Origin of the sequence: Vogesella mureinivorans (assembly GCF_007644035.1) — a bacterium.
Lineage (GTDB): Bacteria > Pseudomonadota > Gammaproteobacteria > Burkholderiales > Chromobacteriaceae > Vogesella > Vogesella mureinivorans.
Genome location: NZ_VMTV02000077.1, coordinates 1 through 328 on the forward strand (window position 1 = coordinate 1; position 328 = coordinate 328).

Genomic DNA, 328 nt, shown 5'->3' on the forward strand with positions numbered 1-328 from the left:
GCGCTCGCCGCAAACGGCTTCGCGCGCGCCTCGGGCAAGGTCGGCGTGTGCGTGGCCACCTCGGGCCCCGGTGCGTCCAACCTGGTCACCGGCATCGCTGATGCCTTTCTGGACTCGGTGCCGATGGTGGTGCTGACCGGCCAGGTGCCGACCACCCTGATGGGCACTGATGCCTTCCAGGAGTTGGACGTCTACGGCATGACCCTGCCGATCGTGAAGCACAGCTTCCTGCTGCGCTCGATCGAAGACATCCCGAAAGTCGTCCACGAGGCCTTCCGCATCGCCAAGAGCGGCCGGCCCGGGCCGGTGCTGATCGACTTCCCGAAAG

The 328-nt window shown here is 67.1% G+C and carries 1 protein-coding gene; it reads left to right on the forward strand.

The features are described from left to right. Positions 1-328, forward strand: a 328-nt coding sequence (locus FLQ44_RS02020; RefSeq protein ID WP_276607820.1) for a thiamine pyrophosphate-binding protein, incomplete at both ends; no start/stop codon positions are given.